This is a genomic window from Sphingomonas sp. BE138, from assembly GCF_031456125.1.
GTDB lineage: Bacteria > Pseudomonadota > Alphaproteobacteria > Sphingomonadales > Sphingomonadaceae > Sphingomonas.
In genome coordinates this window covers 184,713-208,544 of record NZ_JAVDUC010000003.1, presented here as the reverse complement: position 1 = coordinate 208,544, position 23,832 = coordinate 184,713, and the positions used below count along the sequence as shown (strand labels likewise).

Below are 23,832 nucleotides of genomic sequence, written 5' to 3'. Positions count from 1 at the left end.
CGTTACGGTCGCCGGGGGCCTTAGTCGGGTTCTTGATGATCCAGGCGGCGCGATCGACGCGAGAGGCGGCCCGACCTGCTGCCGCGCACGGGAGCGCGTGTCCGGGTCACGCCGCGCGCCGGGTGCGGGGTGCGCCGTCAGCCGCGACCCGTCGCGCCAGTGCGGTCACCTGCCGCCTGGCGGACTGGATGCCGCCCTCTTGCCAGCCGGGCGTCTGGCTGAGCGCGGCGGTCGCGAAATAGATCCGGCCTTCCGGCTCCTGCAGGAAGCGGAACGCCGGGGTGTCGATATGCCCCTCCTGCCGGCCGTTCGCGCTGCCCGCGTTCCAGTCCGGCCACGGCCCCAGGCTGAACGGCACCTTGTGCCAGTTGACGGCCAGTCCGTTGACGCAATCCGCGCCATGCCCGGGGTGGAGCCGGTCGATCACGCCGCGCGAGAAGGCGATCTGCTCGGCGATCGGGCGCTTCTGGAACTCGGCGGCGTTCGGGCCGGAGCTGTAGCAGCCGAGGATCATGCCGCGCTCGCTGTGCAGCCCGGCCGAAGGATACCAGATCAGCGTGGTCGGCCCACCGACGAACGAGATGCCGCCGTAGATCTGCTCGCGTTCCCAGAAGCGCGGGCTTTCGAACGCGACCTTGTTCGAATAATCGTACTTCACCTCCGCCACCGTCCGCTTCAGCCGCGGCGAGAAGTCGGTGTCGATGGTCGCCAGAACCGGGAAGGGGATGGTGCATATCAGATAGTCGGCGGCGACGCGGCTCACCACGCCGCTCATGCGATCGCGGTAGACGACGTCGACGCCCGAGGGACCCTGACGGATCTGCGTCACCTCCGCGCCCAACAGCGCCGGGCGGCGCAGATGGCGGTCGAACCCGGCATGGATACGATCCATGCCCCCCACGGGCTCGAACATCGTCGCCTGCATGTACAGATTGTCCTCGAACAGCGTCATCGGCAGCCGCTGGTTGGCGAGCAACTGGTCGAGCGGCATCGCCGTGGACGGCGATGCGAAGGTGACGCCCGCGCCCGGCGCGGTGCCGAAGCCCGACCGCTCGGTGCCGGTGAAGCTGTTGGCCGCATCCAGATCGCCGTATGCCTTGAGGAACGGCATCAGCCGCTCGCGGTCGATCGCGGTGAGCTGTTTGTCGAGCGATCCCTGGTCGATCGCCTTGACCAGCAGCTCGGCGATCCGCCCGCGCATATCGTTGATGGCGGTGCGCATCCGGATCTTCGACCCGTCGTCGCCCATGATATAGGCCGAGCGGCTGGAATTGACCTCCACCTCCATCGGTACGCCGAACTTCCTGGCATAGCCGAGCAGCCCCTGGTGGAAGCTGGGGATGCGCGCCGGCCCGGCGTTGAAATAGATGCCGTCGGAAAAGCGCGCGACCTGATCCGCTTCGCCGATCATCTCGATCCGGTCGGCGGCGCGCACCGTCCAGGCGCGCCCGCCGACCCGGTCGCGCGCCTCCAGCAAGGTGACGAGGAAGCCCGCCTGTTCCAGTTCATAGGCCGCGGTCAGCCCCGCGATACCGGCACCGAGCACCACGACGTGCCGCCCGCGACCAACCTCGGCGGGCAGCGGCGCCCACTCCTCGGCATGCGCGATGCCGGCGATGCCCAACGCCTGCATCGCCCCCAACATGGGGCCGAGCCCCGCCACCATCCCCAATTTTCCAAGAACCGCGCGCCGTGTCGCTGTCACCAACCTGTCCCCCTGATCCCCGATACCGAACAGGGTGACGGCTGCTCGCCGTCACCAACCCGTCAGCATCCTCTCGAGCTCAGGATCACAGGTCGCCCCGGCCGCCTTCAAAGGCGGCGGCGCAACTTTCGGTCACTCGCTCGTGCGGCGAGCGAGTCGAAATGAAACCTATTCTTCATAAAAGCGCAACTTCTTTGTTCGCGGGCGCAGCAACTTAGCGCTGGTCGGGCTAGACGCGGGTGCGCCCCGCCGCGGTCGCCGCATCGCTCGCCAGGCGATCGGCACGTTCGTTCTCCGGGTGGCCGGCGTGCCCCTTGACCCACTTCCACTCCACCCGGTGCGGCTGCGCGGCGGCGAGCAGCTCCTGCCACAGGTCGGCGTTCTTGACCGGCTTCTTGTCGGCGGTCTTCCAGCCGTTCTTCTGCCAGCCGTGGATCCACTTGGTCAGCCCGTCCATGACGTAGCGGCTGTCGGTCGACAGCGTGACGCGACACGGCCGGGTGAGCGCGTTCAGCCCGCGGATCGCGGCGGTCAGTTCCATGCGGTTGTTGGTGGTCAGCGGCTCGCCGCCGGCCAGTTCCTTTTCGTGGCGGCCGGCACGGATCACCGCGCCCCAGCCGCCCGGGCCGGGATTGCCCTTGCACGCGCCGTCGGTGAACAGCTCGACCTGCGTCAGCTCGGTCATGCGAACGCCTCGGGATGGGCCGCATACCAGTCGAGCCGGCGCAGATACGCGAGCGGGTCCTTGCGCATCACCAGCGCGTCGGCGGGCGTGTGCAGCCAGTCCCACGCGCGGCTGAGCAGGAAGCGGATGCACGCCCCTTCGGCGAGCAGCGGCAAGGCGGCGCGCTCCGCCGCGCTCAGCGCGAACGTCTCGGCATAGCCGGCGAGCAGCCCGGCGCCGACCGCCGCATCGGGATGCTCGCCGCGCGCATCGAACGTCCACGCCGAGTGCATCACCGCCAGGTCATAGGCGCGCAGGTCCGTGCAGGCGAAATAGAAGTCGATCAGCCCGGTCACCTCGTCGCCGTGCATCAGCACGTTGTCGGGGAACAGGTCGGCATGGATCGCGCTGACCGGCAGCCCGGTGGGCCACGCCGCCTCGACGCGTGCGAGGGCGGCGTCGACCCGGTCGAACAGGCCGGGCCGGATCGTGTCCAAGTCGCGGCCGCACCGCTCCAGCAACGGCCGCCATGTCGCGATCCCCATCGAATTGGCGCGCGTCGGCGCGAAATCGGCGAGGGCGGCGTGCATCTCACCCATCGCGCGCGCCGCGGCCTGCGCCTGCGCGGGCGTGGGGTGCGAGACGGACACGCCGGGCAGGAAGCGGATCAGGCACGCCGGCCGGCCCGCCAGCGTCTGGATGACGCCGCCGTCGCGATCGGGAATCGCCGGCGGCACCGCCAGCCCGCGCGCGGCGAGATGATCGAGCAACGCCATGAAGAACGGCAGGTCGCCCGCCGCCACGCGCTTTTCATACAGCGTCAGGATGAAGCGCGCGGTGCTGGTGTCGACGAGGTAGTTGGAATTCTCCACCCCCTCGGCGATCCCCTTCACCGATATCAGTTCGCCGGCATCGTAGCGGCGCAGGAAGTCGGCGAGCGACTCGGCGGAGACGTGCGTGTAGACGGCCATGACGGATGCTGGATCAGGCGGCGGTATCGAGCTCGCGCGGCAGCTTGAACGCGATCGTCTCGCGCGTGGTCTCCTCCTCGCGCTCCGTCACGTCGAAGCGCGTCGCGAGCCGGTCGACCAGCTCGCGCACCAGCAGCTCGGGCGCCGACGCCCCGGCGGTGATGCCGAGCGTGCCGACCCCGTCGAGGAACGACCAGTCGAGTTCGGCCGCACGCTGGATCAGCGCGGCGCGGATGCCCTGCCGCTCGGCGACCTCGACCAGTCGCAGCGAGTTGGAGGAATTGGGCGCGCCGATCACCAGCACGGCGTCGCACGCATCGGCGATCGCCTTGACCGCCGCCTGTCGGTTCGACGTGGCGTAGCAGATGTCCTCGCCACGCGGCGCCTGGATCGCGGGAAAGCAGCGGTGGAGCGCTTCGACCATCGCGGCGGTGTCGTCCACCGACAGCGTGGTCTGCGTCAGGAACGACAGGTTCTGCGGATCGGGGACGACCAGCGCCTCGACGTCCGCCACGGTCTCGACCAGCGACATCGCGCCCTCGGGCACCTGCCCGAAGGTGCCGATCACCTCCGGGTGGCCGGCATGGCCGATGAAGACGATGTGGCGGCCCGCCGCCACCAGCCGCTCGGCCTGGCGATGGACCTTGGAGACCAGCGGGCAGGTGGCGTCGAGATAGTCGAGCCCGCGGTTCTGCGCCGCGGCCGGCACCGACTTCGGCACGCCATGCGCCGAGAAGACGACCGGCGCCCCGTCCGGTACCTCGTCCAGTTCCTCGACGAAGATCGCACCCTTGGCCTTCAGCGAGTCGACCACGAATTTGTTGTGGACGATCTCGTGCCGGACATAGACCGGCGCACCGTGCTTCTCGATCGCCAGCTCGACGATGCGGATCGCGCGATCGACGCCCGCGCAGAACCCGCGCGGTGCGGCGATCAGCAGTTCGAGCGGGCGGCGGGGCGGGGTGGCGGGATCGGGAACGGTGTCGGCCATGTTCGCGGCTCTACGCGAATGCTTGCTCCGGCGATAGACGGTTCCTATGCTGGCGACGACCCGGGGCCGTTTCGCGGCGCCGTATCGCCTCCTGCCCAATTGCCCGGGATTGTGTTCGTGAACGCTCGCTATATCGCCGCTCCGCTGGTCCTGCTGCTCGTGGCCGGTTGCGCGAAAAGCGGGGAGATCGACGTGTCCGGCGGCGGCGCCGGCATCACCGCGGTGCGCAGCGCGTGCCCGACCGTGGGCGTCCCCGCCGGCACCGGCGACGTGACGTTGTTCGATCCGCCCGCCAGCCGCGCGGCGAGCGCGATCGATGTCGTCGCGACGATCAGCAACGTGCGCTCGACCTGCAACGACCAGGGCGAGGACGTCTCGACCCGCGTCACCTTCGACGTGCGCGCACGCCGCACCCGCACCGATGGCGCGCGCGACGTGACGCTTCCCTATTTCATCGTCGTGACGCGCGGTGGCAGCCAGGTCGTCGCCAAGCGCGTCTCGCAGGTCGGGCTGCACTTCGACGCCGGCCAGTCGCTGGCGACCACCAGCGCCGAGGCGAGCAGCGCGGTCGCGCGCAGCGCCGCGACGCTGCCGCAGGACGTTCGCGACCGCCTGACCCGCCGCCGCAAGGCCGGGGACGAGGATGCCGCGGTCGATCCGCTCGCCGACCCGACCGTCCGACAGGCGGTGGCGTCGGCGACGTTCGAGGCGCTGGTCGGCTTCCAGCTGACCCAGGACCAGCTGCGCTACAACGCCACGCGTTAACCACGAAGGCGGGCAGCCTTTATCAGCCCGGCGGATTGTCCGGCCACTCATCTTTGCGAAAGGTTTGACGGTGTAGGACGGACGCCGTCTGCGTCGCGGGTGACGTAGGACGAAGGAACGTGACGTGACCAGCCTGTCTCCGATTGCCGCTTCCCTGTCGACCGCGCGCCTCGCCGCGACGGCGCGGCCGGCGCTTGCGCAGGCGGCGGGCACGTCGGCGGCACCGGTCGCCGCGGCATCGCCGGCGAAGGCGGCGGTGGCGGTCCGCGACGATGCCGGCTCGACCGGCAGCCTGATCCGTACCGCCAGCGATCAGCTCGATCAGTTCGACCGGGTCATGGAGAAATTGCGCAGCAGCATGGCGGCGGGCGCGGTGACCTATGGCGGCGCGCCATCGATCGGGCAGGGGCGTATCATCGATCGCCTCGCCTGACGCGGGAAGCGTCGACAGGGCTTGTTCCCCCGGCCGGCTTCGCTACGGAACGAAGCGTGACCGACGACGATCGCCTGATCTCGCCCGCGCGCCGTGTCGAGGATGTCGACGCTGCGCTGCGCCCCAAGACGCTCGACGATTTCGTCGGGCAGAAGGCCGCGCGCGAGAACCTGCGCGTGTTCATCGAGGCCGCCAGGGGGCGCGGCGACGCACTCGATCATGTGCTGTTCTTCGGACCGCCGGGGCTCGGCAAGACCACGCTGGCCCAGATCGTCGCGCGCGAGATGGGGGTCGGCTTCCGCGCCACGTCGGGTCCGGTGATCGCCAAGTCGGGCGATCTCGCCGCGTTGCTCACCAATCTCGAGGACGGCGACGTGCTGTTCATCGACGAGATCCACCGCCTGCAACCCGCGGTGGAGGAAGTGCTCTATCCGGCGATGGAGGACCGCGCGCTCGACCTGATGATCGGCGAGGGGCCGTCGGCACGCAGCGTGCGCATCGACCTGCCGCGCTTCACGCTGGTGGGTGCGACGACGCGGCAGGGCCTGCTGACGACGCCGCTGCGCGATCGCTTCGGGATCCCGGTGCGGCTGCAATTCTACACGGTCGACGAACTGGAGCGCGTGGTGTCGCGCGCCGCGCAACTGCTCGACCTCGGCATCGCGCGCGACGGCGCGATCGAGATCGCGCGGCGCGCGCGCGGGACGCCGCGCATCGCCGGACGGTTGCTGCGGCGCGTGCGCGACTTCGCCAACGTTGCCGGGGTTGCGGTGGTCGATGCGGCGATCGCGGATCGCGCGCTCGACCGGCTGGAGGTCGACAAGCTCGGACTCGACGCGATGGATCGCCGCTATCTGACGATGATCGCGGACATTTACCGCGGCGGGCCGGTCGGGGTGGAGACGCTGGCGGCCGGCCTGAGCGAGCCGCGCGACACGATCGAGGAGGTGATCGAGCCCTATCTCATTCAGCTCGGCCTCGTCGCGCGCACCGCGCGCGGGCGCGTGCTGAACGCGGGCGGATGGAAGCATCTCGGTCTCAACCCGCCGGCGGGCGCGCAGGACGGTCTGTTCGATTGACCGAAGGGCTGTCCTACAGGCGCCCGACCGTGTCATGGACGGTGCATGATGGAGGCGCGCGAATGTTGAGAAGTCCCGCCGGCGTCTCAACTTTCGCAACATTCGCGCGCCGGACGACCGGACCGCGACCATAAAAGAAAATTGCTGCGTGGCACCCAAGCCACAGGTCTGATAGCGACATGGGTCATGCCCGTGTCCGCCGCCCGTTCCGCCCGCGAGATCCTCGTCAATCTCCATGACGTGATGGCGGCGCGATCGAACGCGCAGGCCAAGCTGAACTCGGTGGTCGAGATCATCGGCGAGGCGCTCGATAGCGAGGTGTGCTCGATCTACCTGCTGCGTGAGGGCGTGCTGGAATTGTTCGCGACGCGCGGGCTCGATCCGGCGGCGGTGCACGTGACGAAGCTGGCGCTGGGCGAGGGGCTGGTCGGCACGATCGCGCAGAACAACGAGGTGCTGAACCTTGACGAGGCGGCCAGCCATCCCGATTTCGCCTACAAGCCTGAGACCGGCGAGGACCGCTACCACAGCTTCGCCGGCGTCCCGATCATCCGGCGCGAGCGTGCGGTGGGGGTGCTGGCCGTCCAGCACGCCGATCCGCGCCGCTACGAGGATGTCGAGATCGAGGCGTTGCAGACGGTGGCGATGGTGCTGAGCGAGCTGATCGCCAATGCCGGCCTGATCGACCAAGCCAGCCCGCGCGACCGCCCGCAATCGACCGCGCCGACGCGCATCCCGGGGCAGAAGCTGGTCGACGGCATGGCGGCGGGCTGCGCGGTCTTCCACCAGCCGCGTATCCATATCGAGCACACCGTCGCCGAGGATACCGAGGCCGAGCGCCACCGCGTCTATGCCGCCTTCGACAAGATGCGCGAGCAGATCGACCGGATCGCGCGCGAGGCGGAATTCGGCGTCGGCGACGAACATCAGGAGGTGATCGCCACCTACAAGATGTTCGCCTATGACGAAGGCTGGGCACGGCGCATCAACGAAGCGATCGACAGCGGGCTGACCGCCGAGGCGGCGATCGAACGCGTGCAGCAGCGCACCCGCCAGCGCATGCGCGAGATCGACGATCCGCTGCTCGCCGACCGGATGCACGATCTGGAGGATCTGTCGAACCGGCTGCTCAGGATCGTCTCCGGCCAGATGGGAACGGCGGCGCAGCTGGGGTTGCGGCAGGACACGATCCTGATCGCGCGCAACCTGGGGCCGGCGGAGCTTCTGGAGTACGACCGCCGCCGCCTGAAGGGCGTCGTGCTGGAGGAAGGGTCGCTGACCGCGCACGTCACGATCGTCGCGCGGGCGATGGGAGTGCCGGTGCTGGGGCGGGTCCGCGACGTCCGTCGGCTGATCGGCGAGGGCGACCTGCTGCTACTCGATGTGACCGAGGGGACGCTCACCGTCCGCCCGACCCCCCCGATGGAGGAGGCGTTCGACGCCAAGCTGGGCGCGCGCCAGAAGCGCAAGGCCGCCTATGCCGCGCTTCGTGACGTCGCGCCCGAGACGAAGGACGGCCACCGCGTCACGGTGATGGTCAACGCCGGGCTGCGCGACGACGTGGCGGCGCTCGACGTGACCGGCGCGGACGGGATCGGACTGTTCCGCACCGAATTCCAGTTCCTCGTCTCCGCGACCCTGCCGCAGCGCGAGCGCCAGCAGCGGCTGTACCGCGAGGTGCTCGACGCCGCCGGATCGCGGCCGGTGATCTTCCGCACCGTCGATATCGGCGGCGACAAGGCGCTGCCGTACCTTGTCCATGCCGAGGACGAGGAGAATCCGGCGATGGGCTGGCGCGCGCTCCGCCTCGCGCTGGAGCGCGACGGGTTGATGAAGGCGCAGGCGCGCGCGCTGCTGGAGGCCGCGGCCGGGCGGACGCTTAACGTCATGTTCCCGATGGTGTCGGAAGCGTGGGAGTTCGACGAGGCGCGCGCGCTGTTCGAGCGGCAGCGCGACTTTCTCCACGGCCGCGGCAAGCGGTTGCCGCAGGAGGTCCGCTATGGGGCGATGCTCGAGGTGCCGGCGCTGGCGTTCCAGCTCGACCTGCTGCTGCCCAACGTCGACTTCCTCTCGATCGGCACCAACGACCTGACGCAATTCCTTTTTGCCGCCGACCGCGCCAACCCGAAGCTGGCCGAGCGCTACGACTGGCTGTCGACCTCGATCCTGCGCTTCCTGCGCCGCGTCGCGGTGCCGGCAGCGCAGGCGGGGGTGCCGGTCGGGGTCTGCGGCGAGATGGGCGGGCGCCCGCTGGAGGCGATGGCGCTGATCGGGCTGGGGATCGACCGGCTGTCGATCACTCCCGCCGCGGTCGGCCCGGTCAAGGCGATGATCCGCTCGCTGGATCATGCCGCGCTAACCGCGTTCATGAACCAGCTGCTCGCCGCGCCGCCGCGCGACGTGCGCGGCACGCTGGGACAATGGGCCGCGGCGCAGGGCGTCGAACTGGCGTAGCGATCGGACGGATTGAGCCAGCGCGGAGCGGTGCGATCGGTTGACACGTCGACACCGCTTTGAAAGACGATGCGAAGGCGAGAGCAGCACATGCGGGGTCGGAGACAGGAATGAGCGAAGGCGAGCATCCCGCGCAGGCGGCGACCCCGGTCGGTGCTGCGCAGCCCGCCACGGTGGGCGGGCGGCTGCGTGCCGCGCGCGAGGCGCAGGGACTGTCGGTGGCCGAGGTCGCGGCGCGAACCCGCGTGACGCAGCGCTTCCTGGAGGCGCTGGAGGACGACCGGCTCGATCTGCTGCCGTCGCCGACCTATGCTTCGGGCTTCGCGCGTGCCTATGCGCGCGCGGTCGGGCTCGACCAGGCCGAGATCGGGCGCGGGATCCGCGGCGAACTGGCACGCGGCGCCATGCCGATGCGCCAGCATCATATCGAGGAGATCGCCGATCCTTCGCGCGGGCCGTCGCGCGGGCTGGTGATCGTCGCCGCGGGCGTGGCGCTGGCGGTGCTGGTGCTCGGCATATTGTGGCTGTCGACGGGTATGTTCCGCGGCACGCAGGAAGCGCCGGAAGTGGCGGCGGCCAGCCCGGCGGCGGTCGCGCGGAGCGCTCCGGTCCCGCCGCCGAGCCCGACGCCGTCCGCGGGCAAGGTGGTGCTGACGGCGAAGAACGAGGTGTGGATGCGCGTCTACGACGGCGCGAACAAGACGCTGTTCACCGGCACGTTGCAGCCGGGGCAGACCTTCGACGTGCCGCAAGGCGCCGACCGCCCGATGCTGAATATCGGCCGCCCGGACCAGTTGCAGATCACGGTCGATGGGCGCGCCCTGCCGCCGCTCGGCGACGGCAAGCGCGCGATGAAGGACGTCGGGGTGAGCGCGCCGGCGCTGGCGGCACGCTTCTCGGGCGCGCCGGCACCGACCGCTTCCCCGCCGACCGCGACGTCGGGAGCAGGTGGGGCGTCGGTGCCGCCCGCGTTCCAGGCGAGTGCGGGGGAGTGACGGTGCGCTCGCCGGCTTCAGGCTGGCGAAAGCATCGATGGTTCAAGACGATGGCCGATGCCGTGGCGCATCGGGGGAAGACGGGATGACGAGATTTTTGCTGGGCGCCGCGATCGCCGTGACCTTGAGCAGCCCGGCGCTGGCGCAGCGCGACGCGCCGGTCGAGGCGCGTGTCGACAAGCTGGAGAGCGAGATGCGCGCGGTGCAGCGCAAGGTCTTCCCGGGCGGCGCGGGCATGATGGTAGAGCCGCAGATCGCGCCGACCGCGCCGACCTCGGTGGAGGCCGCCGGGGTGCCGGCCTCGGGCGCGATCACCGACCTGACCGCGCGGGTGACGTCGCTGGAGCAGCAGCTGGCGTCGATGACCGGACAGATCGAGCAGAACGAGTATCGCGTGCGGCAGCTGGAGCAGCAGTTCGCCGACTATCGCAGGGCGACCGACGCGAAGCTCGCCGCGCCGCCGCCCGCCGCGACGCCGGTGCAGCCGGTCGGCGGTCCGGACGTGACCGTGCCGGAAGCGCCTGAACCCGCTGACAAATCAGCCGCTACCGCGTCCGTCACGAAGCCGAGCACGGGCGACGCGGCGGAGGACGGGTATCTTTATGGATATCGGTTGTGGGAGGCCAAGAGGTACGGCGAGGCGGTGACGGCGTTGAAGAAGGTCGTTGCCGATCATCCCAAGAGCCGCCGCGCGAGCTATGCGCAGAATCTGATCGGGCGCGCGTATCTCGACGATGGCAAGCCAAGTCTTGCCTCGATCGCTTTCTACGACAATTACAAGAAGTTCCCCGATGGCGAGCGTGCGCCGGACAGCCTTTACTATCTCGGCAGCGCGCTGGTGAAGCTCGACAAGGCGCCGGACGCCTGCAAGGTCTATGGCGAGCTGACCGACGTCTATGGCGCGACGATTTCGGCGAAGATGAAGGCGGACGTCGCCAAGGCCCGCATCGCCGCCAAGTGCAAGTGAGGTGACGCTGCGGGCGCTGCCGGAACCGGCAGTGGCGCGTTTTTACCACGCTGCGCACGCTTTGTTCACGCGTTTCGGCAACGTCGGTGCCGAACGGTATGCGTTGGCGGTATCGGGCGGCGCGGACAGCATGGCGATGCTGCGGCTGGCTGCGGCGGCATGGCCGGGGCGGGTGATCGCGGCGACGTTCGACCACCGCCTGCGGGCCGGATCGGACGTGGAGGCGGCGATGGTCGCGGACGTCTGCGCGATGCTGGACGTGCCCCATGCCACGCTGCTGCCCGGCGCGCCGATCACCGGCAACAGCATCCAGATGCGCGCGCGAACGGCGCGGTATGCCGCACTCGGGGCCTGGACAGCGGAGGCGGGTGCGCGGTTCCTGTTCACCGCGCATCATGCCGACGACCAAGCCGAAACGCTGCTGATGCGGCTGAACCGCGCGGCGGGGCTGGGCGGGCTGGCGGCGATCCGGCCGGTGCGGATGGACGGTGCCGCCGCGGTGCTGCGTCCGCTGCTGGGATGGCGGCGCGCCGAGTTGCGCGCACTGGTCCAGGAGAGCGGGACGCCGTTCGTCGACGATCCCTCCAACGACGATCCGCGGCACGACCGCACGACGATCCGCGCCGTGCTGTCCGCCACGCCCGCGCTGGACGCCGGCGCGCTGGCGGCGTCCGCGCGCTACCTGGCCGAGGCGGAGGAGGTGATCGCGGCGGCGACGGAGCGCGCATGGGCCGCGCGGTGGCGGGGGCCGGGCGAGGGGTTCGCGATCGCCGACGAGCCGCGCGAGCTGCGCCGCCGGCTCGTGCGCCGCGCACTGCACGACACGCGCGCGCGACTCGCGGTGACCGCGCCGCCGTTCGACCCCGATTCGGCCAATGTCGAGGCGCTGCTCGACGCGCTGGACGCCGCACGGAGCGCCACGCAGGCCGGCATTCTGGTTCGTTCTGCACCGGCGGGGTGGATCTTTTCGATCGCGCCACCGCGTCGATCGCTCTGATCCCCGAGTTGTTCCATTGCCATTAACCCCTTCGCGCCTACATTGTAGCCGACGGAAAGGTAGCCGATGAACGACAACGACAGGCAGCCCGGCAACGGCGGCAACGACAATAACGGTTCGGGCGGTCCGAACCCGTGGATGAAGAGCCTGCTGATCTGGGTCGGCGTACTGCTCTCGCTCGCGGTGGTCGTGACGCTGTTCGACGGGCGGACGAGCACCGCACAGGGCAATACGATCGCTTACTCCACCTTCCTGGACAAGGTCGACGAGGGCACGGTGAAGAGCGTGAACGTCAGCCGTGACATGATCTCGGGCACGTTTTCGAGCGGCGACAAGTTTCGCACCTATCCGGTGCAGGACTCCGGGCTGATCGACCGGCTGCGCAAGTCGGGGGTCGAGGTGGCCGGCAAGCCGGAGGAAGGGCCGTCGATCTGGATGGTGCTGCTGTACCAGTCGCTGCCGTTCCTGCTGTTCCTGGGCATCGCGTTCTTCGTGCTGCGCCAGATGCAAAAGGGCGGCGGTGCGGGCGGCGCAATGGGCTTCGGCAAAAGCCGTGCGCGGATGCTGACCCAGAAGGAAGGCAAGGTCACGTTCGACGACGTCGCCGGCATCGACGAGGCGCGTGCCGAGCTGACTGAGATCGTCGACTTCCTGAAGGATCCGACGAAGTTCGCGCGGCTGGGCGGCAAGATCCCGAAGGGTGCGCTGCTGGTCGGCTCGCCGGGCACCGGCAAGACGCTGCTGGCGCGCGCGATCGCGGGCGAGGCGGGCGTGCCGTTCTTCACGATCTCGGGCTCGGACTTCGTCGAAATGTTCGTCGGCGTCGGCGCGAGCCGCGTGCGCGACATGTTCGAACAGGCCAAGAAGAGCGCGCCGTGCATCGTCTTCATCGACGAGATCGACGCGGTCGGTCGTCACCGCGGCGCCGGGCTGGGCAACGGCAACGACGAGCGCGAGCAGACGCTGAACCAGCTACTGGTCGAGATGGACGGCTTCGAGGCGAACGAAGGCATCATCATCGTCGCGGCGACGAACCGTCCCGACGTGCTCGACCCCGCGCTGCTGCGCCCGGGCCGTTTCGACCGGCAGGTCGTGGTGCCGCGCCCGGACATCGATGGTCGCGTCAAGATCCTCGAAGTGCATATGAAGAAGGTGCCGCTGGCGCCCGACGTCGATGCCCGCACGATCGCGCGCGGCACGCCGGGCTTCTCGGGCGCCGATCTCGCCAACCTCGTCAACGAAGCGGCGCTGATGGCGGCGCGCAAGGGCAAGCGGCTGGTCGCGAACGCCGAGTTCGAAGAGGCCAAGGACAAGGTCATGATGGGCGCCGAGCGCCGCAGCATGGTGATGACCGAGGACGAGAAGCGCATGACCGCCTATCACGAGGCGGGCCACGCGATCGTCGCGCTGCACGAGCCGGCGTCCGACCCGATCCACAAGGCGACGATCATCCCGCGCGGCCGTGCGCTGGGCATGGTGATGCGCCTGCCGGAGCGTGACAGCTACAGCTATCATCGCGACAAGATGTACGCGAACCTGGCAGTGGCGATGGGCGGCCGGATCGCCGAGGAGGTGATCTTCGGCTACGACAAGGTGTCGAGCGGCGCGAGCGGCGACATCCAGTACGCCACCGGTCTGGCACGCGACATGGTCACGAAGTGGGGCATGTCGGACAAGGTCGGCCCGGTCGAATATGCGCAGCCGGAGGGCGAGAGCTTCCTGGGGTATTCCTCGAGCCAGCCGGTCCGGATGTCGAACGCGACCGCGCAGTTGATCGACGACGAGATCAAGGCGATCGTCGAGGGTGGTCTGCACCGCGCCAAGCACGTGCTGACCGAGCATCTCGACCAGCTGCACCTGCTGGCCGGCGCGCTGCTGGAATATGAAACGCTGAGCGGCGACGAGATCAAGCGCCTGATCGCGGGCGAGGAGCTTGATCGTCGCGATCAGGGGCCGAAGACGCCCTCGGTACCGGCGGTGGGGACGTCGATCCCGAAGACCAAGCGTCCGTCGGGACCGTTCGGCAGCCCGTCGCCCGCCGGGGCATGAGGGTCCGATAGGTAGGGGAAAGGGCGGCCTGCGGGCCGCCCTTTTTTGTTCGGGGTACGGCGGACGCGTCGGCGCGTGGAGGTGAGTCGTTACGGGCGGGCTGGAGAAGACCGGCTGCGACCGGGCGACATCAGGGCTGACGTTCGTGGAATACTTGGCTGTCAATTCCGCGGCGGCGGAAATCCAGACGGGCCGAGGTCGCTTGTAGAGCCGCGAGGTCAGAGGTTCTGGATCCCCGCCTTCGCGGGGATGACGAGGACGGGGCTTCGAGATGCGAGTGTCGGCTCTCGAACGGAAGGGAAGGAAAGAGCGCCCGATCGCCGCGCTTCAGTTCCGAGCCCTCCGCCGTGTCGCGTCAGCCCGCCGCGGCGATGATCGCGTTCCACGCGGCTTCGTCGATGACGGTGATGCCGAGTTCGGCCGCCTTCGTCGCCTTCGAACCGGCGCCGGGGCCCGCGACGAGCAGGTCGGTCTTCTTCGAGACCGAGCCCGCGACATGCGCGCCGAGCTTTTCGGCCTGCGCCTTGGCCTCGTCGCGGCTGAGTGTCTCCAGCTTGCCGGTGAAGACGACGGTCTTGCCGGAAACCTCGGACGCCTGGGTCTCGACGACGAAGGGCGGGGGCGCGACCTCGGTCAGCAGGTCGTGCCAGACCGCGCGATTGTGCGGTTCGTGGAAGAAGTCGGCGAGCGCATGGCCGACCGCGGCACCGACGTTTTCGACCCCGATCAGTTCGGCGATCGCCTTGTCGAGGCGGGTGCGGTGGCGCTCGGGCGTCTCGCCGAGCACCGGGGGCGTGGCCTCGCGCAGGGCGATGACCTCGTCGGCCTTCTCGGCGAGCGCGGGCAAGGTGACGTACCTCTTCAGGAGGTCGCGCGCGGTGACGATGCCGATGTGGCGGATGCCCAGGCCGAACAGCAGCCGTGCGGCATCCGGCATGCGGTGCGCGTCGATCGCGGTGAGCAAGGCGTCGACGGATTTGGCCTGCCAACCTTCGCGCCCGACCAACGCGTCGCGGTGCGCGGCGAGGCGGAAGATGTCGGCGGGTTCGGTGATCCAGCCGAGCGCGATGAACTCGGCGAGCGTCTTCTCGCCGAGCCCGTCGATGTCGAGCGCGCCGCGGCTGACGAAATGCTTGAGCCGCTCCAGCCGCTGCGCGGGGCAGACGAGGCCGCCGGTGCAGCGAACGTCGACCTCACCTTCCTCGGCGACCGCTTCGCTCCCGCAGACCGGGCAATGGTCGGGGAAGGCGAAGGCGGGGCGGCCGTGGTCGCGCGGCAGCACCGCGACGATTTGCGGGATGACGTCGCCGGCGCGTTGCAGCACCACACGGTCGCCCTCGCGCGCGTCGAGCCGCGCGATCTCGTCGCGGTTGTGGAGCGTGGCGTTGGTGACGACGACGCCGCCGACGGTGACCGGGGTGAGGCGCGCCACGGGGGTGAGCTTGCCGGTGCGGCCGACCTGGATATCGATCCGCTCCAGCGTGGTTTGCGCCTGCTCGGCGGGGAATTTGTGCGCGATCGCCCAGCGCGGGGCGCGCCCGACGCTGCCGAGCCGTTGCTGCCAGTCGAGCCGGTCGAGCTTGTAGACGACGCCGTCAATGTCGAAGGGCAGGTCGGCGCGCTGCGCCTCGATCGCGCGATAGGTGGCGAGCGCGCCGGCGGCGTCGTCGCAGCGGGCGAAGGCGTCCGCAACGGGGAAGCCCCAGTCGCGCAACGTGGCGACGATCGCGGACTGGGTATCGCCGGGCAGCGCACTGGCCTCGCCCCAGCCGTGCGCCAGAAAGCGCAGGGGACGGGTGCGGGTGACCGCGGCATCCTTCTGACGGAGCGAGCCCGCCGCGGCGTTGCGCGGGTTGGCGAACTGGCGCGCGTCCTTGCCCGACGCGGCGGCCTCATCCGCGAGACGGCGGTTGAGCGCGGCGAACGCGGCTTTCTCCATATAGACCTCGCCCCGAACCTCGAAGACGTCGGGAGCGGCATCGGGGAGCGTGGCGGGGATGTCGTCGATCGTACGCACGTTCGCAGTGACGTCCTCGCCGACCGCGCCGTCGCCGCGGGTCAGCGCCTGGACGAGCCGGCGCCCCTCGTAGCGGAGCGAGCAGGACAGGCCGTCGATCTTGGGCTCCGCGGTAAGGGCGACCGGTTCGTCGGCGTCGAGGCGGAGGAAGCGGCGGACGCGCGCGACGAACTCGGCGACCTCTTCGTCGGAGAAGGCGTTGTCGAGGCTCATCATCGGGCGCGCGTGCGCGACCTTGGCGAGATGCGCGGCGGGGGCGGCGCCGACGAGGCGGCTGGGCGAATCGTCGCGGATCAGCGCGGGAAAGGCGTGTTCGATCGCGGCGTTGCGGCGGACCAATGCGTCATAGTCCGCGTCGCTGATCTCGGGCGCGTCGTCGGTGTGGTAGCGGCGGTTGTGATGCGCGATCTCGCGGGCGAGCCGCTCCAGTTCGGCAGCGGCGTCGGTCTCGGTGTCGGGCAGCGGCGCGTCGATCGGGGAAGCGGGCATCATGCCGCCGGGTTAGATAGTCGCCGCGCGACCGTCCAGACCGTCAGGCGGCGGCGAGGCTTTCGGCAGTCGCGTCGGCCAGGCTGGTGCCGTCGAGGATGCGCGCGGTTTCGTCACGGACGCGCATCATCGCCAGCCGGATCGCGCAGTCGGCCTCGCTCTTGCAATCCTTGCACGGTCGATAGGCGGTGCGGCTGACGCAGGGGACGAGCGCGAGCGGCCCTTCGATAACGCGAATCACTTCGCCGAGCGAGATGAGATGTGCGGGGCGGGAGAGGACGTAGCCGCCCATCTTGCCCCGGTAGCTGTGGAGCAGCCCGGCGTCGCGCAGGTCGGCGAGGATCAGCTCGAGGAACTTGCGCGGCACGTTCGCCTCGGCGGCGATGCGCGTCATCGGGATCGGCGGCGATCCGGCGGGCGCGGCGGCCAGGAACAGCATCGAACGCAGGGCGTAACGGGACCGCTGGGTAAGCATAGCCGACTATATACAGGGATATTGTGGCGCGCAAATGGCCGCGTGGCCCTTTCCCTCGCGCGATCCGTGCCCTATATGGCGCGGGTCGGGTTCTACCCGGCTATGGCGATAAACTGCGGCGTAGAATAGACGCAGCGGACCCGGGGGCAGTACCCGGCGGCTCCACCATAAGTGGTGGTGTTCTGGACACCGTTTCTGACGGGGCCGAACCAGGATCGACGTGTGTTGAAAGGCGCTGTTTTCGCTCGGAATGGGACCACCGCAACGGCCCATTACACAAGTGCCAACGATAACGAAGCACTCGCGATTGCGGCGTAACTGATGGCCTAACGGCCTGACGTTACACCAAAATAGCGCGGTCGGACCCCACCGGGCAACAGAAGGGGATTCCAGCGGTTCGGGGAGCACCGGGCAACAGAAGCTCCCCACTTTCTTCTTTGGCGGCGCGGTCGGTCAGCCGGGATAGCGCAGCCCATTACCGCGGCTGCCGGTGATCCGTTACGTCTTCAGGCGCGGGCGGCGAGGCGGCTGTTGATCGAGCAGGCGCGCGGCGGATGCACGTGTTTCGACAAGCTCAGCACGAACGGAGACGGGCACGTACGGCTCGATAATGCGTGGGCAAGATCACGAGCGCTCACGACTTGTCGATCCGGCCGTCTCATTTCGTGATCCAGCGAACGACGGTCGGTTGATGCGACCCCGTCGCGCGCCCTCGCGCGTCAGTCGTCGCCGAGCAGCGACGACTTGCGCGGGATCGTTTCCTCGTTCGGTTGCCCCTTGTCGAGCTGGTCCGACGGACGGCGGGCGTCGCCGTCGCGTTGGTGCTCGGTCGACAGGTTCGGGCGCTTCGTCTCGGTGGTCGGGCGGATCGCGTCGTCGGACATCGCAGTTCTCCTCCGCCGACCAACGGGTCGCGCCCGGACCCTGTTCCCGCGCGATCAGCCGTCGATGCTGCCGCCGAGCGCGGCGTTGACCAACCCGCCGTCGACCGCGATCGTCTCGCCGACCACATAATCGCCCGCACGGCTCGCCAGGTAGATGGCGGTACCGGCCATGTCCTCGTCCACGCCGATGCGGCGGGCGGGGATCGCCCTGGCAACCGCATCGCCATGGTCGCGCGCGGCGCGGTTCATCTCGCTGGCGAACGCGCCCGGTGCGATCGAGGTGACGTTGATGCCGTCGCGGATCAGCCGCGCGGCCAGCCGCTTGGTCAGATAGATCAGCGCGGACTTGGAGGCGTGATAGCTGTACGTCTCCCACGGGTTGAGGCGCAGGCCGTCGATCGACGTGATGTTGATGACCTTGGCAGGCCGTTGATGCGCGGCGCCGGCTTTCAACAGCCCATGCAGCGCCTGGGTGAGGAAGAACGGCGACTTGACGTTCAGGTCCATGACCTTGTCCCAGCCTGCTTCCGGAAACTCCTCGAACGCGACGCCCCACGCGGCACCGGCGTTGTTCACGAGGATGTCGAGCCGCTCCTCGCGCTCGGCCAGTGCCGCCGCCAGCGCGCGGCAACCGTCGACGGTGGCGATGTCCCGCGGCAGGGCGATGCAACCGGGTCCGAGCGCGGCGGCGGTTTCCTCGCACGCCTCCGCCTTGCGGCTGGAGACATAGACGCGCGCGCCCTGCGCGACGAAGCCGGCGGCGATCATCCGGCCGATCCCGCGACTGCCGCCGGTGACCAGCGCGACGCGGCCGTCGAGGCGGAACAGGTTGGACGTGTCCATAAGGCGTTCTCTCCGGTTAGCCGCCGCGCTTCAGCGTCTCGCGGGCGATGATGAGTTGCTGGATCTGGCTGGTGCCTTCGTAGATGCGGAACAATCGCACGTCGCGGTACAGCCGCTCGACCCCATAGTCGGCAATATAGCCGGCACCGCCGAGGATCTGCACCGCGCGATCGGCGACGCGGCCGACCATCTCGCTGGCGAAGTATTTCGCCGCGGCGCTCTCCAGGATCACGTCGTCGCCGGCATCCTTGCGCGCGGCGGTGTCGAGCACCAGCGCGCGGGCGGCGAGCGCCTCGGTCTTCGAATCGGCGATCATCGCCTGGATCAGCTGGTGCTCGGCGATCGGCTTGCCGAACTGCCGGCGGTCGGCGGCAAAGGCGACGGCGTCGACGATCAGCCGCTCCGCGACGCCGACGCAGACCGCGGCGATGTGGAGCCGCCCGCGATCGAGCACGCGCATCGCGATGCGAAAGCCTTCGCCTTCCTCACCGAGCCGGTTGGCGACGGGGACCGCGACATCGTCGAACACGACGTCGGCGACCTTCGCGCCCTTCTGCCCCATCTTCTTTTCCGGCGTGCCGACCGACACGCCGGGGAGATTGCGCGGGACGAGGAAGGCGGAGACGCCGCGTCCGCCGCGCTCCTCGCCGGTGCGCGCCATGACGGTGAACAGGTCGGCGCGGTCGGCATTGGTGATGTAGCGCTTGGTGCCCGACAGGCGGTAAACGTCGCCGTCCCGCACGGCGCGGGTGGTGACGCTGCCCGAATCGCTGCCGGCATCGGGCTCGGTCAGTGCGAAGCTGGTGATGATCTCGCCGCTCGCGATCCGCGGCAGCCATGCGTCCTTCTGCTCGGCGTTGCCGGCGATTACCAGTCCCTGGCTGCCGATGCCGACATTGGTGCCGAACGCGGAGCGGAAGGCAGGGGTCGTGCGACCGAGTTCGATCGCGACGCGCGCCTCCTCTGCCATCGTCAAGCCGAGCCCGCCATAGTCGGGCGCGATCGACAGGCCGAACAGCCCCAGGTCGCGCATCTCGGCGATGATGGCGTCGGGCACCGCGTCGTCGGCCTCGACCTGAGCTTCGAGCGGGCGAAGCCGCTCGGCGACGAAGCGACGGACGGTGTCCAGCAGCGCCTCGAACGTATCCGGATCCAGCGACATCGCACTCCTGCTTCCCGTTGCGGATTGAGGGCGGTGTAGGAGGCGGCGGCGCTTGCTACAAGCAGGAAAGCTGTACCCGATATTCGAACGGCGGCCACCGCCGACGTACTTGATACATACTGGATTGCCGAACGGTGTGGCGGTGCTCTGCCGATGTGACCGGACCGCCTCGATTCGGCCGTAATTTAAGGAAGCAGTAAGACTCCGGGACAGGCTTGCTGACGTGGTTTCGACGGCGCGCTTCCGTTCGTCGCCAGTCATGTTCGGTTCATCCGAAAAGGTTCCCGCGGTGTTTGGTCTTTCAAAACTTTCTGGGTAGCCGACCGTCATCAGTCCTGTTGTTGACCGGGGGGTCCTCCGTGAACGTCAAGGTGTTGGCAGCGCGTTTTGCGCTGGTGGTTTCGTGCGTCCTGATGACCAGCGCCCCCGCACAGGCGCGCTACCTGCAATGCGCGCCCTTTGCGCGTGAGGTGTCGGGGATCGAGATCCGCGGCAATGCCAATACGTGGTGGGGGCAGGCGCAGGGCCGTTACGAGCGCGGCGCCACGCCGCAGGTCGGCGCGGTGATGGCGTTCAAGGCGACGCGCGCGATGCCGGTCGGGCATGTCGCGATGGTGAGCCGGATCGTCGGCGATCGCGAAGTGCTGCTGACCCACGCCAATTGGTCGCACCGCGGCGGCATCGAGCGCGACGTGCGCGCGGTCGACGTGTCGGCGGCGGGCGACTGGAGCGAAGTGCGGGTGTGGTTCGCCGGGATCGGCGGGCTGGGCACGAGCAGCTACCCGCTGTCGGGCTTCATCTATGCGGGCAAGGCGCCGACGGTCGAGCCCGCCACCACGCTGGCGCCGCTGACGATCGCCACGTCGGCGGTGGTGCCGGTCGATGCAGCGGTCCCGGCCGCTTACTGATCGACGTGCCGAGGGGCGGGCGTCCGTCTATACCGGGCGAAAGATCATCGCCACGCCGTTCATGCAATAGCGCTTGCCGGTCGGGCGCGGGCCGTCGTCGAAGACATGGCCGAGATGACCGCCGCAGCGGCTGCAATGCACCTCGGTGCGCACCATGCCGAGCGTGGAATCCTGTCGCATCGCGACCGCGCGCGGCAGGGGTGCGTAGAAGCTGGGCCAGCCGGTGCCGCTCTCGAACTTGGTCCTCGACGAGAACAGCGGCTGTGCGCAGCCCTTGCAGGCGAAGGTGCCGGCGCGATGCTCGCCGTTGAGCGGGCTGCTGTAGGGGCGCTCGGTACCCTCGCGGCGCAGGACGTCGAACGCCGCCGCTCCGAGCTGAGCGCGCCATTGCGGATCGGTCTTCGTCACCGCGAAATGTTCGGCGGCATCGGCAGGGCGCGTGCCGCACGCCAGCAGGGTGCTGGCGAGGAGCCCGCCGCCGGCGGCGGTCAGAAATCGGCGGCGATCGAACGTCGTATTGCTCATGCGGGTTATATGGGGCGTTTCCGCGCCGTTTGCGATGGGTGGACCGCGACGATACCGTTGCGCGAACCGGTCGGCACGCCGAAACGGGGAGCGTTCGGCGCAGGACAGAGGCGGTCCTTCATGCTAGGGGCGACGGCATGTCGCTTCACGATCCTTCCACGGCGCTGATCGCCGAACTGGCCGACCGCGCGCGGGCCGGCGCCCGCGCCATGGCGCGCGCGAGCGATGCGGCGAAAGCGACGGCGTTGCGCCGGGCGGCGGCGTCGCTGCGGGCGGCAGCCGGCGAGATCCTTGCCGCCAATGCGCTCGACATGGAGCGCGGTCGCGGGAGCGGCCTGTCGGAGGCGATGCTCGATCGGTTGCGGCTGGATGACGCGCGGCTGGCGGCGGTGGCCACGGCGGTCGAGGCGGTCGCCGGGCTGCCCGACCCGGTGGGGCAGGAGATCGATCGCACGACGCGCCCCAACGGATTGGTGCTGAGCCGGGTGCGCGTGCCGATCGGGGTGATCGGCATCATCTACGAAAGCCGGCCGAACGTGACCGTCGATGCGGCGGCGCTGTGCGTGCGCTCGGGCAATGCGGTGATCCTGCGCGGCGGGTCGGAGGCGGTGGAAAGCAATCGCGCGCTGCACGCCGCCTTCGTACGCGGGCTGACCGAGGGCGCATTGCCGGCCGAGGCGGTGCAGCTGGTGCCGACGACCGACCGCGCCGCGGTGGGCGCGATGCTGACCGCGGCGGGGCAGATCGACCTCATCATTCCGCGCGGCGGGCGCAGCCTGGTCGAGCGGGTGCAGAATGATGCGCGGGTGCCGGTGCTGGCGCACCTCGATGGCGTGAACCACGTCTTCGTCCATGCGTCCGCGACCGCCGAGATGGCGATGCGCGTCGTGGTCGATGCCAAGATGCGGCGCACCGGCGTGTGCGGCGCGATGGAGACGCTGCTGATCGATCGCGACTGGCCGCATGCCGCCGCGCTGATCGCGGCGCTGGCGGACAGCGGGTGCGAGGTCCGCGGCGATGCGGCGGCGCAGGCGCTGGGCGGCGGGATCGCGGCGGCGCAGGCGGCGGATTGGGACACGGAATATCTCGACGCGATCGCATCGGTGGCGATCGTCGACGGCATGGACGGGGCGCTCGCGCATATCGCGGCGCATGCGTCGCACCATACCGATGCGATCGTGGCGGAGGATGCCGGCGTCGCGGAGCGCTTCCTGCGCGAGGTCGACTCGGCGATCGTGCTGTGGAACGCCTCGACGCAATTCGCCGACGGCGGCGAGTTCGGGCTGGGCGCGGAGATCGGGATCGCGACCGGGCGGCTGCACGCCCGCGGGCCGGTAGCGCTGGAGGGGCTGACCACCTACAAGTGGCTGGGGCGCGGCACCGGTCAGGTCCGCGGTTGAGGGGGCGCCGCATCGGGCTGATGGGCGGGTCGTTCAACCCGGCGCACCGCGGCCACCGCCATGTCACGCTGGAGGCGATCCGGCTGCTGGATCTGGACGAGGCGTGGTGGCTGGTGTCGCCGGGCAACCCGCTGAAGCCGCGCGCGGGCATGGCGCCGCTGGCGGCGCGGCTCGCCTCCGCACAAACGATGGCGCGTCGCGCGCCGATCCGCGCGACCGATCTGGAGGCGCGGCTGCACAGCCGCTACACCGTCGACACGCTGCGCACGGTCGTGCGGCGCTACCCGCGCCACCGCTTCATCTGGATCATGGGCGCCGACAATCTGGTGCAATTTCATGCGTGGCGGGCGTGGCGGACGATCGCGCGCACGATGCCGATTGCGGTGCTGACCCGGCCGGGCTATGATACGCAGGCTCTCGCGGCTCCCGCGATGGGTTGGCTGCGGCGCTTTCGGCGGCCCGCGCGCCAGGCGACGAACTGGGCCGAGTGGAGTGTGCCAGCCCTGGTGCTGCTGCGTTTCCGCCCCGACCGGACATCCGCGACGCAGTTGCGCGCCGCCGATCCCGACTGGCATGTTCGCTACGCCGACCCGATATCATCGTCCTCGACACCCGCCGCGCCGTTGCGGCAACCTCAGGAGTAACCTTGCCCGCCACCGAACCCGCCCGCCGCTCGACCGATTCCTCGGATGTCGAGACGCTGCATCGTCTGGTCCTGCAATCGCTGGACGACGATCAGGCGGTGGACACGATCTCGATCCCGCTCGCCGGCAAATCGTCGATCGCCGATTACATGGTGATCGCCAGCGGCCGATCGACCCGGCAGGTGGCGTCGATGGCCGCCAAGCTGGCCGAGCGGATCAAGGGTGAAACCGGCCGTCCGGCGCGGATCGAAGGGCTGCCGAGCGCGGACTGGGTGCTGATCGACGGGGGCGACGTGATCGTCCACCTGTTCCGCCCGGAAGTGCGCAGCTTCTACAACCTCGAGCGGATGTGGTCGTTCGGCGACGCGCCCGCGGCCCCCGGCGCGCCGAATTGAGACCGTCCGCCTCGCGCTGA

22 protein-coding genes and 1 other RNA gene are annotated in these 23,832 nt (G+C 69.6%); 13 read left to right on the top strand and 10 right to left on the bottom strand.

Annotation, left to right across the window (positions count from 1 at the left end; all coding sequences use genetic code 11):
* Positions 1–106: 106 nt before the first annotated feature.
* The 4 genes from J2Y58_RS06050 to ispH form a co-directional block, all read right to left on the bottom strand.
* A complete protein-coding gene (locus tag J2Y58_RS06050; RefSeq protein WP_310100169.1) occupies positions 107–1,645 on the bottom strand; it encodes an FAD-dependent oxidoreductase in 1,539 nt (512 codons plus the stop codon).
* 289 nt (positions 1,646–1,934) lie between these two features.
* Entirely contained in the window at positions 1,935–2,390 is a 456-nt protein-coding gene (gene rnhA / locus J2Y58_RS06045; protein WP_310100166.1) for a ribonuclease HI, read from the bottom strand.
* Positions 2,387–3,340 carry a homoserine kinase gene (thrB, locus tag J2Y58_RS06040; protein ID WP_310100163.1) on the bottom strand — a complete coding sequence of 318 codons (954 nt, stop codon included), beginning with the start codon at positions 3,338–3,340 and terminating at the stop codon, positions 2,387–2,389. Before thrB ends, rnhA begins: the two co-directional genes overlap by 4 nt.
* Before the next feature lie 13 nt (positions 3,341–3,353).
* Positions 3,354–4,331 (bottom strand): 4-hydroxy-3-methylbut-2-enyl diphosphate reductase, encoded by a 978-nt coding sequence (ispH, locus tag J2Y58_RS06035; protein ID WP_310100160.1) that lies wholly within the window; start codon positions 4,329–4,331, stop codon positions 3,354–3,356.
* Positions 4,332–4,439: 108 nt separating this feature from the next.
* Here ispH and J2Y58_RS06030 point away from each other — a divergent pair, with 108 nt between their 5' ends.
* The 8 genes from J2Y58_RS06030 to ftsH all read left to right on the top strand — a co-directional run bounded on the left by J2Y58_RS06030 (position 4,440) and on the right by ftsH (position 14,070).
* On the top strand, positions 4,440–5,096 hold the full coding sequence (locus J2Y58_RS06030) for a hypothetical protein (protein ID WP_405053074.1): 657 nt from the start codon (positions 4,440–4,442) through the stop codon (positions 5,094–5,096).
* 124 nt (positions 5,097–5,220) lie between these two features.
* Positions 5,221–5,529 carry a hypothetical protein gene (locus J2Y58_RS06025; protein WP_310100155.1) on the top strand — a complete coding sequence of 103 codons (309 nt, stop codon included), beginning with the start codon at positions 5,221–5,223 and terminating at the stop codon, positions 5,527–5,529.
* 56 nt (positions 5,530–5,585) lie between these two features.
* Positions 5,586–6,608, top strand: a complete 1,023-nt coding sequence (gene ruvB / locus J2Y58_RS06020; protein ID WP_310100152.1) for a Holliday junction branch migration DNA helicase RuvB — start codon at positions 5,586–5,588, stop codon at positions 6,606–6,608.
* Between the two features lie 186 nt (positions 6,609–6,794).
* Positions 6,795–9,062 carry a phosphoenolpyruvate--protein phosphotransferase gene (gene ptsP / locus J2Y58_RS06015; RefSeq protein WP_310100149.1) on the top strand — a complete coding sequence of 756 codons (2,268 nt, stop codon included), beginning with the start codon at positions 6,795–6,797 and terminating at the stop codon, positions 9,060–9,062.
* 110 nt (positions 9,063–9,172) lie between these two features.
* Positions 9,173–10,057 (top strand): RodZ domain-containing protein, encoded by an 885-nt coding sequence (locus tag J2Y58_RS06010; protein WP_310100146.1) that lies wholly within the window; start codon positions 9,173–9,175, stop codon positions 10,055–10,057.
* Positions 10,058–10,142: 85 nt separating this feature from the next.
* Positions 10,143–11,024 carry a tetratricopeptide repeat protein gene (locus J2Y58_RS06005; protein WP_310100143.1) on the top strand — a complete coding sequence of 294 codons (882 nt, stop codon included), beginning with the start codon at positions 10,143–10,145 and terminating at the stop codon, positions 11,022–11,024.
* Positions 11,025–11,055: 31 nt separating this feature from the next.
* A complete protein-coding gene (tilS, locus tag J2Y58_RS06000) occupies positions 11,056–12,021 on the top strand; it encodes a tRNA lysidine(34) synthetase TilS (RefSeq protein ID WP_310100139.1) in 966 nt (321 codons plus the stop codon).
* 138 nt (positions 12,022–12,159) lie between these two features.
* Entirely contained in the window at positions 12,160–14,070 is a 1,911-nt protein-coding gene (gene ftsH / locus J2Y58_RS05995; RefSeq protein ID WP_405053073.1) for an ATP-dependent zinc metalloprotease FtsH, read from the top strand.
* 355 nt (positions 14,071–14,425) lie between these two features.
* Here ftsH and ligA read toward each other — a convergent pair whose 3' ends face one another.
* The gene (ligA, locus tag J2Y58_RS05990) at positions 14,426–16,576 is read right to left on the bottom strand and encodes an NAD-dependent DNA ligase LigA (RefSeq protein WP_310100133.1); all 2,151 of its coding nucleotides are present in this window, start codon (positions 16,574–16,576) and stop codon (positions 14,426–14,428) included.
* A gap of 43 nt (positions 16,577–16,619) precedes the next feature.
* Positions 16,620–17,051, bottom strand: coding sequence for an Rrf2 family transcriptional regulator (locus tag J2Y58_RS05985; protein ID WP_310100130.1), 432 nt, complete (start codon positions 17,049–17,051; stop codon positions 16,620–16,622).
* A 45-nt stretch (positions 17,052–17,096) separates the two neighbouring features.
* Between J2Y58_RS05985 and ssrA the strand changes: the two genes are divergently transcribed.
* Positions 17,097–17,481, top strand: a transfer-messenger RNA (tmRNA) gene (gene ssrA / locus J2Y58_RS05980).
* 289 nt (positions 17,482–17,770) lie between these two features.
* Here the strand turns inward: ssrA and J2Y58_RS05975 are convergent.
* The 3 genes from J2Y58_RS05975 to J2Y58_RS05965 are packed head-to-tail and all read right to left on the bottom strand — an operon-like array spanning position 17,771 to position 19,940.
* Positions 17,771–17,935 (bottom strand): hypothetical protein, encoded by a 165-nt coding sequence (locus J2Y58_RS05975; RefSeq protein WP_310100127.1) that lies wholly within the window; start codon positions 17,933–17,935, stop codon positions 17,771–17,773.
* 54 nt (positions 17,936–17,989) lie between these two features.
* Positions 17,990–18,778: an SDR family oxidoreductase gene (locus tag J2Y58_RS05970; protein ID WP_310100124.1), complete on the bottom strand. Its 789-nt coding sequence runs from the start codon at positions 18,776–18,778 to the stop codon at positions 17,990–17,992.
* A gap of 16 nt (positions 18,779–18,794) precedes the next feature.
* Positions 18,795–19,940, bottom strand: coding sequence for an acyl-CoA dehydrogenase family protein (locus J2Y58_RS05965; RefSeq protein ID WP_310100121.1), 1,146 nt, complete (start codon positions 19,938–19,940; stop codon positions 18,795–18,797).
* Positions 19,941–20,299: 359 nt separating this feature from the next.
* On the opposite strand from J2Y58_RS05965, the gene J2Y58_RS05960 reads away from it, so the two are divergent.
* A complete protein-coding gene (locus J2Y58_RS05960; protein ID WP_310100119.1) occupies positions 20,300–20,848 on the top strand; it encodes a CHAP domain-containing protein in 549 nt (182 codons plus the stop codon).
* A gap of 27 nt (positions 20,849–20,875) precedes the next feature.
* On the opposite strand, the gene msrB is transcribed toward J2Y58_RS05960, so the two are convergent.
* Complete coding sequence (gene msrB, locus J2Y58_RS05955) at positions 20,876–21,373, bottom strand: peptide-methionine (R)-S-oxide reductase MsrB (RefSeq protein WP_310100118.1); 498 nt, start codon at positions 21,371–21,373, stop codon at positions 20,876–20,878.
* A 137-nt stretch (positions 21,374–21,510) separates the two neighbouring features.
* On the opposite strand from msrB, the gene J2Y58_RS05950 reads away from it, so the two are divergent.
* Genes J2Y58_RS05950 through rsfS form a run of 3 tightly spaced genes read left to right on the top strand, consistent with a single transcriptional unit; the run spans position 21,511 to position 23,812 of the window.
* A complete protein-coding gene (locus J2Y58_RS05950) occupies positions 21,511–22,773 on the top strand; it encodes a glutamate-5-semialdehyde dehydrogenase (protein WP_310100115.1) in 1,263 nt (420 codons plus the stop codon).
* A complete protein-coding gene (locus J2Y58_RS05945) occupies positions 22,770–23,417 on the top strand; it encodes a nicotinate-nucleotide adenylyltransferase (protein WP_310100113.1) in 648 nt (215 codons plus the stop codon). The genes J2Y58_RS05950 and J2Y58_RS05945 overlap by 4 nt, the downstream gene beginning before the upstream one ends.
* A 2-nt stretch (positions 23,418–23,419) precedes the next feature.
* Positions 23,420–23,812 carry a ribosome silencing factor gene (gene rsfS / locus J2Y58_RS05940; RefSeq protein WP_310100111.1) on the top strand — a complete coding sequence of 131 codons (393 nt, stop codon included), beginning with the start codon at positions 23,420–23,422 and terminating at the stop codon, positions 23,810–23,812.
* The last annotated feature ends 20 nt before the right edge of the window (positions 23,813–23,832 follow it).

Bases quoted from the DNA above. Each gene is read 5' to 3' on its own strand.
- J2Y58_RS05975 (WP_310100127.1), bottom strand. From the start codon at position 17,935: ATGTCCGACGACGCGATCCGCCCGACCACCGAGACGAAGCGCCCGAAC.
- J2Y58_RS05985 (WP_310100130.1), bottom strand. From the start codon at position 17,051: ATGCTTACCCAGCGGTCCCGTTACGCCCTGCGTTCGATGCTGTTCCTG.
- ptsP (WP_310100149.1), top strand. From the start codon at position 6,795: ATGCCCGTGTCCGCCGCCCGTTCCGCCCGCGAGATCCTCGTCAATCTC.
- J2Y58_RS06010 (WP_310100146.1), top strand. From the start codon at position 9,173: ATGAGCGAAGGCGAGCATCCCGCGCAGGCGGCGACCCCGGTCGGTGCT.
- ftsH (WP_405053073.1), top strand. From the start codon at position 12,160: ATGAAGAGCCTGCTGATCTGGGTCGGCGTACTGCTCTCGCTCGCGGTG.
- J2Y58_RS06005 (WP_310100143.1), top strand. From the start codon at position 10,143: ATGACGAGATTTTTGCTGGGCGCCGCGATCGCCGTGACCTTGAGCAGC.
- ligA (WP_310100133.1), bottom strand. From the start codon at position 16,576: ATGCCCGCTTCCCCGATCGACGCGCCGCTGCCCGACACCGAGACCGAC.
- J2Y58_RS06050 (WP_310100169.1), bottom strand. From the start codon at position 1,645: ATGTTGGGGGCGATGCAGGCGTTGGGCATCGCCGGCATCGCGCATGCC.
- ispH (WP_310100160.1), bottom strand. From the start codon at position 4,331: ATGGCCGACACCGTTCCCGATCCCGCCACCCCGCCCCGCCGCCCGCTC.
- rnhA (WP_310100166.1), bottom strand. From the start codon at position 2,390: ATGACCGAGCTGACGCAGGTCGAGCTGTTCACCGACGGCGCGTGCAAG.
- J2Y58_RS05950 (WP_310100115.1), top strand. From the start codon at position 21,511: ATGTCGCTTCACGATCCTTCCACGGCGCTGATCGCCGAACTGGCCGAC.
- thrB (WP_310100163.1), bottom strand. From the start codon at position 3,340: ATGGCCGTCTACACGCACGTCTCCGCCGAGTCGCTCGCCGACTTCCTG.
- J2Y58_RS05970 (WP_310100124.1), bottom strand. From the start codon at position 18,778: ATGGACACGTCCAACCTGTTCCGCCTCGACGGCCGCGTCGCGCTGGTC.
- J2Y58_RS05965 (WP_310100121.1), bottom strand. From the start codon at position 19,940: ATGTCGCTGGATCCGGATACGTTCGAGGCGCTGCTGGACACCGTCCGT.
- msrB (WP_310100118.1), bottom strand. From the start codon at position 21,373: ATGAGCAATACGACGTTCGATCGCCGCCGATTTCTGACCGCCGCCGGC.